We start from the raw sequence: 15967 nt of genomic DNA, 5'->3' as shown, positions 1-15967 counted from the left end.
CATTTTTCCCCAACGAAGGCGACGCGATCGCCTATTGGCGCGGGCGAGAGTTCAAGACCGGGGCGGTGGACGTCCAGGCCGGGCCACCGTGACGGCCGAGCTACCGCCAGACCGTCTACGTCCGCGCGCGCACGGGCACGGCCGCCGCGGAGGTCGTGCGTCGCGAGATCTACCCGGCGCCGCCGCGCTCGGCGCAATGGCGCTCCCGCCCGGTGGGATCGCGCGAACGGGGATGCGTGCCGACGCCGTTCTAGACTAGGTCCACACCTAACGAGAGATTCGCAGGGTACCCAGTCCCGCATCGAGCGAGCAGGCAAAGAATTTTGAAGTGGAGGAAAAACAGTGACGACCAACATCCAGAACCTGCAGACGCGACGACCCCGGGTCTACCTCGCCGGACCCAGCGTGTTCCGACCCAATGCCAAGGCGCACTTGGCCAGCCTCGCTGCCCTGTGCGAGCGACACGGCCTGACACCGCTGCTGCCGACCGACGATTGCGCCGGCGCGGCCGATGCGCCGCTCGCGCGGCGCATCTACGAATCGAACACCCAGATGCTGCGCAGCGCCGATGGCGTGCTGGCGGACTTGCAGGAGTGGCGTGGCCACGAACCCGACTCGGGCACCGCTTTCGAGGTCGGTTTTGCCGCTGCCTTGGAACTGCCCATCGTGGGATACGGTGCGCCGGTGGACTGCTACGCCGATCGCGTGGCGCAGACCCGGGATTGCGAGCGCGACCCGCTCGGCATGCTGCGCGAGTGCGACAGCCAGATGGCCGTTGAGGACTTCGGGATGCCGCTGAACCTGATGCTGGGTTGCTCGGCCGTGCTGGTGAAATCGGAGGAAGAGGGCATCGCGATGCTGGCGGCCATGCTGCGGCATGGGCCGGCATCGTCCCGCCAGGGCACCTTCGACAGCTGGCTGCGGGCGCGCGTGCTGGACTACAACGCCCGGAAAGTCGCCGGCTAGTCAGACGGCACGGGCCGCGCCAGCCAGGGCAAGCTGCGCGGCCATTTCCTCAAGAGTGCGAAATCACTTGCCTTCGGCCTTGTCCGAAGCGCCGCCTTCGGCGAACTGCTGTGTCAACCAAGCCGGCTTGCGACCACGTGTGCCTTCGCTCCACGTCTGGCCGTTGGGACCCGTGAAGGTCTTGCCCGTACCGGCGACCTTGGCACCCAACGGCTTGCGAACACGCTGCGGCTTGGCAACTTCGCCTGCCTTGCCAACGCGCAAGCCGAGGTCCTTGGCCGTGATGCCGTAGGCGTCGATTTTCTCGATCAGTTCCTGGATGACGGAAGCCATGGCTTCCTTGCGCTGCTTTTCGGCTTCGGCTTGCAACTGGAGGCGTTGAGCTTCAAGTTTCTGGATCTGGGCATTGATATCTACGAGAGAAACAATGGCTATTCTGAATTTTCTCCAGGCTTATTTGTGAAGATGTCAGTATGGCTGATCACAAAAATTTTTTAGTTTATAAAGAAACGCATGGGATCGGATGGTTATTTGAATTTGATGTATTGTATTAATACATTTGAGATACTGTTGAGTGCGGCATTTATTTGCGCGGTGTGTTTCAATATGTTCTGATTGATGTGGACAAAGTACTTTTGATACTACCAAAGTAGTATAAAAAAGCATGTCATCGCGAGGTCATGTCGAAGTAGTCAAATTTCATTAAATTGGGACTTACTTATGAACATCCGTGGCATCGTTTCCGTGCGAGAAGCTTGCATTCAAGCCACTTTGGGTTGCGTGCGAGAAGGGCGGCCTTTTTCGCCGCTGTTCTTTCGCAGGCTCCACAGTTCTGGTCGCTAAAGTGCAAGGCGTGTGGCCATAGGTTTTTTTCCATGCTCCACGGAATCGCGATGTACAAGCTGACTGCAGTTGACGGGGTTTTTTCAAAGCTGCCTGGTTATTCCGCAAATACAAGGCGCTCGTTGTATGATTAACTCTTCTTGTCATAGAAAACAAATAATAGAGAAACTAGACAGTTCGTCGCGTTCTCCTGATGACTGGATGCAATTCTTGATGGGCGAGGACGTTCTGTTCGCTGTTTTCCAACCTATTGTCGACCTCCATCAAGGCACGGTCCTGGGACATGAAGCGTTGATCCGTGGTCCGGTGGATACCCCGTGGCATCCTCCTCTGGCCATGCTGGCGTTGGCAGCGACGGTCTCGCGTTCGGTAGATTTCGAGTTGCACTGTGTCGCGACGGTCCTCTCGTGCTGGGTCAAGGCCGGCGGCCGGGGATGCTTGTTCTTGAATTTAAGTGCCGGCGCGTTGGTTGAAGCCGTGGCTGGCAACGCGCCGAGGTGGCTGGAATCGACCGTGGTCCGCTCCCAGGTCAACGCGAGTTCGATCGTGGTCGAGCTTACGGAACAGGAAAAGACCAACGATCTCGCCATGCTGCGTGATGCCGTTGGCAAAGTGCGCGAACTCGGCATGTCGATCGCGCTGGACGACTTTGGGGAAGGCCATTCCAACTTCCGGCTCTGGGCTGAACTCAAGCCCGAGTTCGTCAAGACCGACAAGTTCTTCACCCAGGACATCTCGTCTAATCCACAGAAAGTGGAGTTTTTGCGCGCCCTTGCAACGCTCGGCCAGACACTGGGCACTCGACTGATTGCCGAAGGCATCGAAGAGGCAGAAGACTTGCGTGTGCTGCGTGATCTGGGCATCCGTCACGGGCAAGGCTATCTGCTGGGTCGGCCGTCGATGGAACTGGCAGCGTCAGTTGCTCCAAGCGCTTCTTGGTCGCTTGTTGACCATGCGGTCGCGGTAAGGCCACATTCCAGGGCACAGGCTGGACGTGGTGTGCTGCGGAATTTGATCCTGACGAAAGCACCAACGATCGATCCTCGAACACTCAACGACGACGTGTCACGGCTTTTTCAGGCACATCCGACCTTGCATGCACTGCCGGTTCTGCGAAATGAGCAGCCTGTAGCGCTGATCAATCGACAGTCGTTCATGGACGACTACGCACGTCTTTACTTCCGGGAAGTGCATGGGCGGCGAGCTTGCCTGGGGTATGCCAACCAGTCCCCGCGGGTGGTGGAACTCGATGACAACGTCGAAGGCCTTCTGGAAATTTTAAAGTCAAACGACCAGCGCTACCTGAAGGACGGCTTCATCGTCTTGGACCAAGGACGCTACGTCGGTCTAGGCACGGGTGAACAGCTGGTCCGCACGGTCACCGAGGCCCGCATTGAGGCCGCCAGACATGCCAACCCGCTCACGTTCCTGCCGGGCAACGTTCCCATCAGTCTGCACATTGATCGGCTGCTGACGGGGGGTGGCAGCTTCGTTGTCTGCTACGCGGACTTGAACAACTTCAAGGTCTTCAACGACCACTACGGGTACTGGCGCGGCGACGAGATGATTCGCCTGTTTGCTCGCACGGCACTCGATCAAGTGGACCCGTATCACGACTTCGTCGGGCACATCGGCGGCGATGACTTCATGCTGCTGTTTCAAAGCTCGGATTGGCAGCGGCGTTGCACATGCATGATGCAAACCTTTGCGGCCGAAGCGTTGACCTTGTACGACGACGATGCAAAGGAAGCAGGTGGCATCGAGGGCGCGGACCGGCACGGCGTCGTGCGGTTCTTCCCGTGTACGACGGTGGCGATCGGCGCCGTGTGCATCAGGCCAGGTTTGTATCGACGTGCGGAGGACGTTGCGAACGAAGCCACTGCCGCGAAGCACGATGCGAAGTCAGCCATCGATGGGTTCGCGATACGCCATGCGGTCGGTCTGATCGAGCAGTAGTAGCCCAGCTTCCAAGCATGAGGACAGAGGTGTTCCTCAACCGGACTTCGCCAATCCTAGTGCCGCAATGCAAGCAGCCTTGCTTCGCCCGCTATCAAGGCCTCCGAAGGTCGATCAAAAATGGCAGGTGATGCATCGATCTCAATGGCATCGACCGCTGTCAACCACTTCATGATGACCCAGGCATAGTGGTCCTGAGCCGGTGTTGCCCTGACTCGGATGCTGAACATGCCTTTAAACATGGTTTTGCACTGCTTGGATCAGGACTGTGCAAGGACCGTTCGCGCTGCCTGACAGGCGGCCTGCAGGCCCTGGACGGCCGTGTCCGTCAGTCCTTTGTCGGTCACAGAAGGACTGGATCCATCGATGATGAACGCCCAGCGCCATGTGCCGCCGTTCTCCATGACGTTGACTTCAACTTGGCGCTGAAGATAGAAAAAGGAGTGGCGCATGGCCTGTTTTTGGAGGGAAGAGAAGAGAGAAGTCATCACGCTCTGCAAGTTGCAGTCAAGAAGGTCTACGGTGGACATCGGTTGACACCCCGCTGCTTCCAAACGATGGTGCAAGGTGCGTGCCAGTTTTGTCGGCTTGGTCATCATTGAACACCTGCATTGAGACGTTCTTGTGACGTCCATGCCAGCAGTGAGACTGCTGATCCTTGATTACACCCATTCTGTGATCGGTCAGCCTCAGAGCATATTGATCTGAGTCGCCGTCTTCTCACTCACTTCGCATCGCAACGCGCTCGCTGATGATGTGAAAAGCAAACGGAATTACTACCCGGCATGATGCTCCATGGCTGCATGCACCTACCCGTGCACGCAATTCGGCAAGCTTTTCACTGTACCCAAGGCAATCTCATGCACGCAATCAAATCAGCACGTCGACTAATCTCGAAACACCCATCGAGCAACAACGCAAAAATACTTTCGGACTTGGTCTTGGCCGTCGAATCCGAAGGCAATCTGAATATTGCCCGTTTGTATGAACTCGACATCGAGTCTTTCGATCTTGCCATTGCTGTTTTGAAGGAGTGGCGCCTGGATCGCTACTATGCGGGCAAGGCCAAATTGTTCGACATGGCTTTGCAAGTGCGCGATCTTCCGTCAAGCGAAAAAGCTGGCTAAATTACATCCAGATTGGATGACAGTTCAAATCTGGACAAGAAAATAAAGTTCTCTCCTGGTGCAGGTTCTTTGAAGAGACTTATTGCGTCAAAAACACAAGCAGGCAGATCCTCAACGGCATGTTGGGCAGCGTCTATCAGTGCCTTGACCTGAAGGGGCGTGACCCCCGCAGTGAGCTTGTCAGCGGCAGGTGAAAACAAAACTGATCCAGGACAAAAGGGTGGCGCCAGCGTAGCAGCAAGGCATCTTCCCTGGCTGTCAATCCTGAGGCGCGGCACCGACGAAGGTTTTCAGGAGGCAAGGGCGCGCTGTAAGGATGCAAGCCTGTGACGCAGGCACCGGCGATCGCATCCACGGCTGCACAGGGTGTCGCCGGCACAAGGGCCAGAATGTCCTTGAAGATTTCAACGCGAAACGATGGGATTACGGTCGGGTGCCACATCAGGGCGATCGCGTCGACGCCATGCTCCAGGATGGCTGTGTTGATGCCACGCGCCAACTCGAATGGCGCTTTTAGGGTGGCATGCCAGCCATGACGCCGTGGACCCGCCGTCAGACGCTCATGCAGCGCGTTGGGCAAGTGCTCGATGACGTGCTGTACGAAAGTTTCCCCGGTGAACGCGCATTGGCCCAACCAGCGGCTGCCGAAATCCCACCAAGGACTGCCAATGGCAGGGGAAAAACGCACAGCAAAACGCGCATTCTGATGCGCCGTCTCATTATTCGGATTCATGCGTCGTGCATTCGAGAACATTTCGTCCTTGACTGTGACTAGAGGATAACAAACTCCTGAGTTTTCATAATTTTGAAACGTCTTTCCGTTAGGACGGAAATATCAAACAGGCGATTTTGACTGCATAGAACGTTGAGAGCGCTTGGCTCAACGAAGGTTGTGCGGTGCGCTCCTACATAGAACTTAGGTAATTAGACGAACGCTTCAGCTTTCAATCACGATTGGAGTCAATCATGACGATCAAGCAGGCATCAACGCCGGTGCGAGAAGACGTCGCTCAAGCAAGCGATATCGAGCAGGAAACGGGTCATGGAGGCAACTTGCGCGATGGCCGTGCAGGGGATCCATTACCCAAACCCGTGATCGGCAGCAGCGGCCACATTCCAGGCAGCGAAGTGGTGCTTCCGTCGGGCGTGGCGGACCAAAGCGCCAGTCCCGGTGCAGACGCCGACCGCGAAGCAGCGCAATAAAGACCTGCCATCGTTGCTTTTCGAAGCCAGGTGCAAAGTGTCGGACTAAAAATAACAGTCCTTATTTGCTTTAAGTTTTATCAATCATTGAGGAGATTTCTATGAAGCGCTTGCTTTCAACATCTTTGTTTGTCGCAGCAACGAGTTTTTTCGTTGCCGGTTGTTCAATGATGCCCAGTGGTTCTTCCAATTCAAGCAGTTCTTCGGCGTCGACCCGGGAGCAGTGCCGTCAACAAAGCGCCATGATCGGAACGCAAAACATGCGCCGCAACGACATGACGGCAAAGCGGGACATAGATTGTGCGACGATGATGCCGAACTGACGACTAAAAACACTGTCGTTGCGTAAGATCTGATCCAGTATTTGTCGAGCATGCAATCTGGGTCAGCTACGCACTCATATCGAACTGCACGACAAGAAATGTTTCGTTGTCTTCATTCAATGTTCTTTTCCAAGCCTGGGGACATGCCGAGCAGGAGGTTGTCATGGCCGAGAGACAATGGCTGTGCGCGCTTTTGCTAACCGGCACTGACTCGGAAGAAGCAGCGCTAAGAAAATCTCAACTACTAGATGCTCGCAAATTCTCGCTTTGGATATTTGGAGAAACTGTGGCTTCAGCCAAATGCTAATATTCATATGCACTGACCTAGGGATGGTCTGAACAAAGCGATGTCAGAGCTGCATCCGGGGCGATTGATATGGCAAACGTTGACAGGTCATCGTTTCAGCGCTCGATGAACCGCTTTGCAAGGTCAGCCTGAGGACTTTGCATACGACGCAGGCAGTCTTGGCTGTGCATCAGACGCACTCATGTCTGGGCAGTCAGCAATTTGCCGCGCACCATCCACAGATTCGACAGCGCGAACAGCGTAACCAGGTGCGCAATGTTCTTTTTCAGCCCTCGGTAGCGCACCTTCACGTGGCCGAATTGGCGCTTGATGACCCTAAACGGATGCTCGACCTTGGCCCGCACGCTCGCCTTGAGCTTCTCGATCTGGTCGATCAGGGCGTCGATCTCGTCGTTCTTGTCCAGCGCCCGCCGCTGGCCCGGGCGCATGGCGATGCGCCAGCGCACGCCCGCTCTGGCGTCAGGCCGTTTTGCTGCGCCTTGGTAGCCCGCGTCGGCGAACACGACGCTCTCGCCTGTGTGCAGCAGGCTGTTGGCCTCGATCACGTCGTTGACGTTGCCCGCGGTGCCGCGCACCGTATGCACCAGGCCCGAGTCGGCGTCCACGCCGATGTGGGCCTTCATTCCAAAGAACCACTGGTTGCCCTTCTTGCTCTGGTGCATCTCAGGATCGCGCTGACCTTCCTTGTTCTTGGTCGAGCTGGGCGCTGCGATCAGCGTGGCATCGACCACCGTGCCGGCCTTGAGCAGCAAGCCTTGGCCGCTCAACAAATCGTTGACCAGCGCCAGGATCTGATCGGCCAGCTTGTGCTTCTCCAGCAAATGACGGAATCGAAGGATGGTGCTCTCATCAGGCAAGCGGCTGTCCCAACCCAGGCTGGCGAACTCCCGGAACAAGGGCACGTCGTGCAGTGCTTCTTCCATCGCCGGGTCCGAGAGGGTGAACCATTGCTGCATGAAGTGGATGCGCAGCATCGTCTCCACGGCAAAGGGCGGGCGACCCCTCTTGCCTTCAGGTGCGTAAGGCGCCACCAATTCGACCCATGCCGCCCAGGGCACGACGTGTTCCATCTGCGCGAGGAATTCCCGCTTGCGGGTGCGCTTGGTCGTCAGGTTCAGGCCCAGATCAGTTCGCTTCATGGCTCAGATTGCAAGCACGTCGCGCGCCAAGTTATGCAGACCTTCCCTAGACGGCAACCAAGACGACGACAAATACGGAAGTCATCAATTTCATCAGTCTTGCTCAAGGGATTGAGGTATGGCGATGGCACCCTATGCCACCGTAATGACTTCCGAATGACGACATAGGCCCGGCTTTCGAATCGCCATAGCACGTGTTCATGTCAGCCACATAACAATCTCGTCTCGCCAAGGTCGGCAGATTCATGGGTTGTGAAACCAGCCGCTATGTAAGAAGATGGTATTCACAAACTTTGGGGATGCACGATGGAAATGGCGTCGATTCCAACGGGCATGACCTGTGCAGGTGTGCATCGGGCCGTCATCCAGCACCTGATGCACGAGGACGGTCCCAAGTCCGAGAAGCGCATCCTTGACATCCCTTGCGGCAACGCGGATCTGATGTCGTCCTTACGAAGCTTCTTTCCTGATGCAGAGCTGCGCGGATGCGACTTAGCCAAGCCGACCGCGTTGGCTGACGACGAGTTCGCGGTGGTGGATGCCAGCCGACCGTTCCAGGTTTTTCCGGAGCGCAAGTTCGACCGCATCCTTTCTGTCAGCGGCGTCATGGAGTTCGACAACACGCTGCAGTTCTTCGAGACCTGCCACGCGCACCTGCATGACGACGGTCATTTCATCGTCACCAACGACAACGTCGTGGCGATGAGGGACCGGCTCATGTATCTTTTCCTAGGGAAGACTCGACGTTTTCAGATGTTCGTGGACCTGGAGGCGCCGACCTGGAAAGTCATCCCGCTCTACAACCTGCTGAGGATCTTGCAGATGGCAGGATTTCGCGTGCGCAGCCTTCAGTATGTCTCGGCGGGCTGGAAGGACTGGCTGCTGCTGCCGCTGGCACTGATCGTTCATCCCGTGCAGAGCCTCTACGTCCGGCTGACCCGCAACCCAATGTCGCTGGCGCACAAACGCCACATGTACCCCTTCAGGTCCCTCCTGTGCTCTCACTATGTCGTGTTTTGCGACAAGCTCGCTTGAGTGCTCGGGTTGAATCACCGTGGCGAGTTATCCCCCGATGCAGGGCACAACGTTGTGGATAACGGTCCTGCTGAGTATCGAAGTCGTTGTCCAGCTTGGCTTGAGCGCCGATGCCTAAGAAAGAAGCAGTAGTGGCCAAGATCTCGTTCGACACCACGTCTCGACAATCATTCGGATGAAACGTCTGCTCGGTTTGTACTCCTGGGTCCATGCGGTCATCGCAGCGCTGTTCGGCATGGCCGCAGTCATGCTGATCGTGATTGCCGCTCGCGTGGCCTGGTCAGCCTTCATTGCCGATCTGAACGCGTCGGCGGCCGAGATCATCATCGAAGCCATGGGCCTGCTGGCGGCTGCTGTGGTGGCACTGCAGATCTCACAGACGATCGCCGAAGAAGAAGTGGTCCGCAATGCCCAGATCAGCGCGCCCACGCGTGTGCGCCGGTTTCTCTCACGCTTCATGGTGGTCATCGTCGTGGCGGTGGCCGTCGAAGCCTTGGTTGCGACTTTCAAAGCACGTGAGCATCCTGAGCTTCTGCTTTACGCGGCTGCCACCCTTACGGCCGTGGGCGTGTTACTGGCGGCTTGGGGACTCTTCGTGCGACTCAACCGATATGCCGAAGAGTTGGAGCCCGAGGCGATGGCTGAAGCAAAACGTGAGGATGAAAAGCTCAAATAATCTTTTGTTTTTCAATTTTGCTAGTAGCTTGATACCATTTCCAATGAAATACTATTTTAAGCGTCGAAAATCCACCAGAGAGGTCAATCGACTCGAAGCAGTGGATCAGCATGGTATTCAGCATACGTTGATCGAACGCATTTCGGTGATTCACAACATTGGTGCCAGCGGTCGGATCTTTGGATCGGAAAACGGATCATCTTCTTATTATTCCGCGACCAGTGGTGATGCCCTGTTGCGTTTGCCCGATGGATCTTTTGAATCCCAAAGACAGAATCCTCGACTTGCGTTAACACTAATTCTTCAGAAATAAAATTTCTGTCGTGGAGCATAAGAATTTATGGAATTTTAGTAACGATATCATGCTGAATGTACACGAATTTAGAGGATCGATTGAAATCTTCGAGGCCTGCGACTGGCACCAGAAAGAGATTTTGAAAAGCATAGACGTGGAGGCGTGATTCGAGCTTACATCGATGAAGCAAACGAGGCGAAAGCTGAAATTTGAAATCAGCGGATTCTGTCATTATTGACGAAATGCTTCATTGCGGGTGTTTGCTAGTTTGGATATCGATCTCTCCTTAAATCAAAGGAGGCACTTCTTATTTAGACAACGCACAGTGTGAGGTCGTGTCACAGACGTCGTTCGTCATCCGCGCGTCATGGTTCCGGAGGACAAGAAGAGCTTCGCCAATCAGGAGAACCTCATGCCGCTCAAGAACTACGGTGTCCTCAAGGGACGTCCCATCAACCGGCAGTTGGGCTCTGGCCAGAACCCGCACTACCAGGTGCACGTCATCGACGAGGCGGGAGACTACCGCCTTGCCGTCAACGTCTTGTCCCAGATGGCACCTTCCGAGGTCGAGTACTTGGTGGAGTCGCAATTCCAGCATCCTTTCCTCGCGCAACTAGAAAAACTGCCGGCGGGCTGGCATGCCTTGCCTGCCAAGCCCGGTGGCCCAGCACTTGACTTCATTCGCTCGAACCTTTTCGATCCGCGCAAGCTGGTGCCACTGCCCTTCAGCGTGGCCGGTCCCGACAACGACCTGAACGAAAAGATTGACCACTACATTCAGCGTGCGATGTCCGACGAGGATGCCTTCATCTATGCGTTCGGCGAGCGCTGGGGGCCGGAGGCTGGCAAGAAGGACAAGATCTTTGGTTTCTTGCCCGGCAACGGGGTGCACGACATCCACATGAACCAGGCCAATTCCGGCCGTTTCACGCAAGACGATGGCGTGTACCAGGACGGTGCGCTGCTGCTCCAGTTCCCGTCGCAGAACCAGTGGGTTGGCATCTTCCTCAAATTCCAGTCGCAGAGCTGGCACAGCGACGACCGCACAGGCCATCGACTCGACGGCGGGGTGAGCGGTCCCCCGTCTGACCCGGCCGATCCGCCTAACCCTTTCACGCCCGGTGCACAGCCGACGCCGGAGGCACCTGACGGTGGCGTGCGGATTGTCTCGGCCCTGGTCAATGCCACCCTGACGCCTGAGGTGGAGACGGTCACCCTGCTGAACGTGACGGCACAGCGTATCGATCTGGCCGGCTGGAAGCTGCTGGACCGTGAGAAGAACGCCATGACGCTGCAAGGCGCGATCGCCGCTGGGGACACCCTGCGCATCACCTTGGCACCGCCGGTCGTGCTGCCGAACAAGGGTGGGTTGATCACGCTCCTAAACGCGCAAGGGCTGCGGGTCGATGGCGTCAGCTACACCCAGGCCCATGCATCGAACCCCGGGTTTTCGGTGAAATTCTGACGCGGTCTTGACATGCAAAAAGCCAGTGAGAAACCAGCATGCGAGTCCAAGTCGACGGCGGAGATTTGCACGTTCACGCAGTGGCCGGAAGCCATGTGGTGACGTTCGGCCTCGATTGGCCCGAGAAGCGGGCTAGCGAGTTGCAAGGCTTTGCGCTGCATCGAACCAACCACCGCACCGGCCGTGCCGATTGGATCGAGGCGCAAAAGCGCTATCGATCGACCGACCCGGGCACGGACATCGGCCAGCGTGTCTCGACGCGCCAGCATCCGGTGCAGACCTTCCTGTGGGCGGACTACACGGTGGACCCCGGGTCGAGTACACCTAACCGTGTGCTGGCGCTGGGCGGCCAGCTGGACCGGTTGGTCGAACTGGCCGAGGCTACGGTGGGTGTGACCACCATCGTGCGCACTACCACAGGCCACCTGGTGCACTTCAACCGAGGCGCAGTAGCGGCACAGGAATACGCCCGCCGCTTCAAGAACGTGCCGCCCGAAGAGGTGCCCAACGGCGGCGCTTACGAGTGGTTGAGCCGCGGCTTGTTCCAAGCCCTTGTCAAGTTCATCGACGCTGCGGAGGGAAGTGACGAGCTCTACGTCGCGATCCATGAAGCCCGGCACAACGGGCCGTTGGACGCACTCAGGCGCGCTCGAGACCGAGGTGTCACCGTGAACATCGTCTACGACGCGAAGGACAACGGTGATACCGCCGAGCTTTCCTTCCAGCGCGATGAAAACGTGGCTTTTCTGGACGACAACGAACTGCTGGAGGGCGCAGTAGGCCGAACCCGCAACCCTGGCTACATCGCACACAACAAGTTTGTCGTCCTGGTGAAGCAGGGCCAGCCAAAAGCCGTGTTCTCTGGCTCAACCAACTGGTCGCCCAACGGTTTCTTCGGTCAGCTCAACGCCGGACATGAGGTCTGGAACGCCGACGTTGCCAAGCAGTACCTAGCGTATTGGAAGCTCTTGAAGGGCGATCCAGAGGCGAAGGACCTGCGCAAGGCGCTGGACAATGGCTTCACCATTCCCGAAGCATGGCCTGACGGCTGCACCACCGTCTTCAGCCCGCAGCCTCTTCGCAATGGCCTGGACCGCTACATCGGCAGTGCTGATGGCGCTGAAGCCGTGTTCGTCACCTTGGCCTTTTCCCTTGACGACAAGCTGGCAGCGAGCTTCAAGACCGAATCGGATGGATTGCGCTACGTTCTGATGGACGGCATCAACGGCAACAAGAAGCAGGTCGAAAAGATCGCCGCAGCGGTGAAGGACATCCGTGCCACTGAAGCGGCGCGCGTGTCGATCGGTGCCTACCTGCGCGGCAATGCACTCGATCAGTTTCTGCTCGAACGCAGCAACACACTGGCCACGCACGTCCAGTTCATCCACACCAAGTTCATGTTGGTGGACCCACTGGGCGTCAGGCCGCTAGTCATCTCAGGCTCCGCGAATTTCAGCCTGGCCTCGTGCACACAGAACGACGAGAACATGCTGATCGTTGCGGGTGACGATGAGGTGGCCGACATCTACCTGGGCGAGTTCATGCGCTCATACTCGCACTACGCGTTTCGAGAGGCCGTCGCGTCGGCGCGCAAGGCGAATCGGCCTTTCGTGGCCAACCCATTGAACGAAGACTGCACCTGGGCCCAAGCGCACTATGGCGATGGCTTCAGGAGCCGGCAACGCCGTTACTTCGCGCGCGGCAAGGTCTGATGCATGTTTCCAAACCGGCCTTGCAGGATCGTGCAGCCACGTTGCGTTCCTCTAGATTGGGTCGAAGAATCTCAGCTCTTTGCGGCCCAAAATTTCTTGGCGTCTGCGATTTTCAGAAGTGATTTCCTGCAAGCCTTGGCTTCGCCCGCTTCTGTGGCGCTCAGCCATCCGACCGCGAACCACGCCTTGGGGTCGTGTGCGGTGCTCTGTTTGTAAGTCGCCAGGGCCACGTGCTTGTCGTTGAACTCGCCCAGCGCATCCTGGGCCGGCGTCAGGTGTTCGAGGTAACGCACCGCTGCCTTGCTGTCGAAGACGGGCCCGACGAACTCTGCAAGGTAACGCAGTCGCTTGAGCTGCTTGCGGACCCGATGTTGCTCTTCGGCGGCGAGTGACTCGAACGATTCACCCCCCCCTTCACCATCTTTTTGTGGAGTGAGTTCAGCCGCTTGGCAAGGATCTTCCGAGCTGCCTTGGCAGTGACCGGCGGTTCCTGCGTTTCATTGTTGGCGTCACTCGCATGCGCTCCAACCTCATCTTCGTCGTCTGAAGTGTCCGACGAGCAAAAAGCGAGCAGTTCCACCAAAGCAGTTTGAAGTTCCGGTTCACGCACGGCCGTGTCGAGCGCCACACCCGCTGGCCTTTCGCCCAGATCCACTTCGGGACTTCCGTGCTTTTCCAATCCCGGCTGCGTCTTGGTCGCCAACAACTCCCAGTCCCGGCGCTTGCCCAAGGCATCAAACGCTTGCTTGAGGGGTGCTTCCCACCGGGAATCAAGGCGTCCGGGGTGCAGATCATCTAGCTCGCGCAGGGCCGTGCGCAAGCGCCTTATGCCCACACGCAGCTGATGCACCACGTCGCGATCGAAGTTGCCCGCGGCGACCTCGGTCGCATTGGGCAAGATCTGGTTCAGGCATCCCGAGACCACCAGCCGTTGAATCTCGTCACCTCGCAGCAGAGTCTTTGGCTTGGAGCGAAAAACCGGTGCCGCTTTCACGGCCACGTCCGTCGGATTTCCCGCCAGCAGCCTGCGACCGCGGGCATCCTTGGACGTCGTGCTTACGGACAGGTGATGACGAGCAAGCCACTCCTTGGCAAGCACCGCTAAGTCAGAGACCCGACCCTCGACCAGTTCCATTTCAAGTTCGCGCACTGGCGAGCTTTGAGGATCGACGCCCAAGCGATCGGGCAAGTTGATCTGGCCCACGTCCAAGGCGATCTCGATTTGGCTGCGGCCATGCTCGATGACGCAGCGCCGGCGCGTGATCTCAGTGGAGAACATAGGAATCAAGCGAGCCTGGGTGTCTTTCAGGTCGCCCAAGAGGTCGCCGATTGGCGTGTTCTTGTACTGTGTGATGTCGGGTGCGGGTTCCTCGGCCAACAAGCCCAGCGCGATGTTGTCTTCGGCTCGCTCCAAGGGTCCATCTGTCTTGACTTTGACCGTCTGGAACCACCTAGGGCTTTCCTGGCGCACGCGCAGGACGACGCCCTTCGAGGCGAGCAGTGCGTCGGGCGTGTCGAAGTAGTGAGCACGCAACTCAACCTGCGAGGCATCCAGTGCCTCCAACTTCTCCATGACCGCTTGGATGCGGTCGCCTGGGATCTCAAACTTGAACTCGATCTCTGAACTCATATAAACCTCTTACATGCATGAGCGCTGGGACGCTTTGGATGAACGTATACCTTTGAAATCGTCGAATCAGCACGCGGGCGTAGACACATGTTTGCTCAATGTGAAATGCTCCAAGAATCCGTCTCGACTGGCTACTGGCCGACGGCTCGGTCGGCGTCGGCGCCCGGACTTGCAGTCTGATCGGCGGCACTGGAGCCGATGACTTCTTCGCGTCCTGGAATGTGCGCACTGCTTCCAACCACGGGCCTGCGCATCGGTGCTTAGGCGCCTGGTCCTGCGTCGCGCAGATTGCCTCCGTGGCCGGACAGTTGCTCAATGTCGCTGGCCTTGGCGGCTTCGTCAGCACCTGATGCGGGCGATCGTTGTGTGGACATGGCTGGTCTCCTTTTGAAGAAAACCAAAGCTTTCTTGCGTCAATCAGACCGTGATGTAGGAACTGTCCGACGAGCAACGTGCGACACGCTGTCGCTGCTTAGCTCAAGAGCATCTTGAGAACACCGGAAGGCTTGTGTACCGCCACCTTACCAGCCATTAGCTTTGATCAGATTCGAAAACTTTCCACATGCCATGGGTTGGCGCGTGGAGAGTATGTGACTCCTGTTTAGAAAAAACAGCGGCTTCTTTTAGATCAAATTTTATGCTGAAACAAACAACGCCTTTATTTGCACCAAAAACGTATAATGATTATGTAATCTATTATTAAATATAATTTTATTAAGAGAGAATGAAAAAATATTCTGCTGTCTTATTTGTCAAAATTAGCACGACTGAGAGCCTCAACAGGCGCCAAAACTGACTGAGCAGTTTTAGTGGGCCATTTGGGGAAATTGATCTTGTCGTAAGTGAAAACATGTTTTTTCGCCGGCGCTGCTCTTTCTCAAACAAATATGCAATAGGCTCGGCCTGAACCCATCCGCCGTCGACTCGAGTTCGCCATGCTGCTGCTAGTCTTATTAAGTCATGGTCGTTCAAGTACTCGAGTTGGCAAGGCAGTCGATATCTAAAATCGTTTTTCAAAACAGCACCTAGAGTTAAATAAAATGCTGAACAAGCTCGCAATGCCCTTGCAGCAGTTCAAGCAGCAAGAAGGCCAAATTTCCTTCGCCCCCAATGAGCGCAGCATAAGGCTAGTTCAGGATAGTGGCCATGGCGTGCATCTCGACGGCATACACCGCCGTCAACATCCTCCTGTTGACTCAAACCTAGGGGTTCTGTGTTGGTACTTGCCTGACTTGGATGCTGAAGCTGTCTCAGACATGATTTATTGTCCTCCGGGTCAAAGGCTGCGCG

At 56.9% G+C, this 15967-nt stretch carries 15 protein-coding genes; 9 read left to right on the top strand and 6 right to left on the bottom strand.

Going from position 1 to position 15967, the window contains the following annotated elements:
* Nucleotides 1–342: 342 nt before the first annotated feature.
* Nucleotides 343–966: a nucleoside 2-deoxyribosyltransferase gene (locus NF681_02230; protein ID UST52756.1), complete on the top strand. Its 624-nt coding sequence runs from the start codon at nt 343–345 to the stop codon at nt 964–966.
* A gap of 63 nt (nt 967–1029) precedes the next feature.
* Here NF681_02230 and NF681_02225 read toward each other — a convergent pair whose 3' ends face one another.
* Entirely contained in the window at nt 1030–1335 is a 306-nt protein-coding gene (locus NF681_02225; protein ID UST52755.1) for an H-NS histone family protein, read from the bottom strand.
* A 675-nt stretch (nt 1336–2010) separates the two neighbouring features.
* On the opposite strand from NF681_02225, the gene NF681_02220 reads away from it, so the two are divergent.
* Nucleotides 2011–3765 carry a phosphodiesterase gene (locus tag NF681_02220; GenBank protein UST52754.1) on the top strand — a complete coding sequence of 585 codons (1755 nt, stop codon included), beginning with the start codon at nt 2011–2013 and terminating at the stop codon, nt 3763–3765.
* Nucleotides 3766–4025: 260 nt separating this feature from the next.
* Here NF681_02220 and NF681_02215 read toward each other — a convergent pair whose 3' ends face one another.
* Nucleotides 4026–4361 (bottom strand): hypothetical protein, encoded by a 336-nt coding sequence (locus NF681_02215; protein ID UST52753.1) that lies wholly within the window; start codon nt 4359–4361, stop codon nt 4026–4028.
* Nucleotides 4362–4625: 264 nt separating this feature from the next.
* Between NF681_02215 and NF681_02210 the strand changes: the two genes are divergently transcribed.
* Nucleotides 4626–4892 (top strand): hypothetical protein, encoded by a 267-nt coding sequence (locus NF681_02210; GenBank protein ID UST52752.1) that lies wholly within the window; start codon nt 4626–4628, stop codon nt 4890–4892.
* A gap of 136 nt (nt 4893–5028) precedes the next feature.
* Here NF681_02210 and NF681_02205 read toward each other — a convergent pair whose 3' ends face one another.
* The gene (locus tag NF681_02205) at nt 5029–5625 is read right to left on the bottom strand and encodes a DUF1045 domain-containing protein (protein ID UST52751.1); all 597 of its coding nucleotides are present in this window, start codon (nt 5623–5625) and stop codon (nt 5029–5031) included.
* A 233-nt stretch (nt 5626–5858) separates the two neighbouring features.
* Between NF681_02205 and NF681_02200 the strand changes: the two genes are divergently transcribed.
* On the top strand, nt 5859–6095 hold the full coding sequence (locus tag NF681_02200; protein UST52750.1) for a hypothetical protein: 237 nt from the start codon (nt 5859–5861) through the stop codon (nt 6093–6095).
* Between the two features lie 101 nt (nt 6096–6196).
* Nucleotides 6197–6418 (top strand): hypothetical protein, encoded by a 222-nt coding sequence (locus NF681_02195; protein UST52749.1) that lies wholly within the window; start codon nt 6197–6199, stop codon nt 6416–6418.
* Nucleotides 6419–6904: 486 nt separating this feature from the next.
* Here NF681_02195 and NF681_02190 read toward each other — a convergent pair whose 3' ends face one another.
* On the bottom strand, nt 6905–7864 hold the full coding sequence (locus NF681_02190) for an IS5 family transposase (GenBank protein ID UST52748.1): 960 nt from the start codon (nt 7862–7864) through the stop codon (nt 6905–6907).
* A gap of 306 nt (nt 7865–8170) precedes the next feature.
* On the opposite strand from NF681_02190, the gene NF681_02185 reads away from it, so the two are divergent.
* From NF681_02185 to NF681_02170, 4 genes are all read left to right on the top strand, one after another.
* Nucleotides 8171–8899, top strand: a complete 729-nt coding sequence (locus tag NF681_02185; protein UST52747.1) for a class I SAM-dependent methyltransferase — start codon at nt 8171–8173, stop codon at nt 8897–8899.
* A 175-nt stretch (nt 8900–9074) separates the two neighbouring features.
* The gene (locus NF681_02180; protein ID UST52746.1) at nt 9075–9575 is read left to right on the top strand and encodes a hypothetical protein; all 501 of its coding nucleotides are present in this window, start codon (nt 9075–9077) and stop codon (nt 9573–9575) included.
* Nucleotides 9576–10282: 707 nt separating this feature from the next.
* Complete coding sequence (locus NF681_02175; protein UST52745.1) at nt 10283–11335, top strand: DUF2278 family protein; 1053 nt, start codon at nt 10283–10285, stop codon at nt 11333–11335.
* 38 nt (nt 11336–11373) lie between these two features.
* Nucleotides 11374–13047, top strand: coding sequence for a phospholipase D-like domain-containing protein (locus NF681_02170; GenBank protein UST52744.1), 1674 nt, complete (start codon nt 11374–11376; stop codon nt 13045–13047).
* Between the two features lie 71 nt (nt 13048–13118).
* Here the strand turns inward: NF681_02170 and NF681_02165 are convergent, their stop codons facing one another.
* Complete coding sequence (locus NF681_02165; protein UST52891.1) at nt 13119–13391, bottom strand: CHAD domain-containing protein; 273 nt, start codon at nt 13389–13391, stop codon at nt 13119–13121.
* A complete protein-coding gene (locus NF681_02160; GenBank protein UST52743.1) occupies nt 13319–14677 on the bottom strand; it encodes a CYTH and CHAD domain-containing protein in 1359 nt (452 codons plus the stop codon). The genes NF681_02165 and NF681_02160 overlap by 73 nt, the downstream gene beginning before the upstream one ends.
* Nucleotides 14678–15967 lie beyond the last annotated feature (1290 nt).

It is taken from the genome of Comamonadaceae bacterium OTU4NAUVB1 (assembly GCA_024372625.1).
GTDB lineage: Bacteria > Pseudomonadota > Gammaproteobacteria > Burkholderiales > Burkholderiaceae_C > Variovorax.
Note: the sequence above shows the minus strand (reverse complement) of the source record. Positions and strands in the feature narration are given on the sequence as shown.